Source organism: Vibrio sp. 03_296, assembly GCF_002265885.1.
On record NZ_NPKW01000381.1, the window covers coordinates 1 to 314 of the forward strand.

The 314-nt window shown below is 45.0% G+C and carries 1 protein-coding gene; it reads right to left on the reverse strand.

All coding sequences use genetic code 11. From position 1 onward, the window contains the following. A partial coding sequence (locus CIK04_RS24815; RefSeq protein WP_128824690.1) for a chorismate synthase occupies nt 1–153 on the reverse strand: 153 nt, incomplete at its 3' end. Nucleotides 154–314 lie beyond the last annotated feature (161 nt).

Below are 314 nucleotides of genomic sequence, written 5' to 3' on the forward strand. Positions count from 1 at the left end.
ACCTGGGCGTCGGCGATCCAGATCGGTCTGCAGATCTGCTTCACTAATTTCAAGCCCTGGAGGACATCCATCCACAATACATCCCAGTGCGATACCGTGACTTTCTCCGAACGTGGTTACTCGGAAATGTTGTCCGATACTGTTTCCTGCCATTACTTCCTCAAATATTGTTAGCGCTGTAAACCAGGCTATACATTTCAATTCTTCGTGATTTCATAGTGGCGCTATTGTGTTTTGATGTMAACCCTAAACGATCAATTTGTCTTTTCGGTCATCTCGAAAAAAACGCCCGCTTAAATCATTAAAGCGGGCGT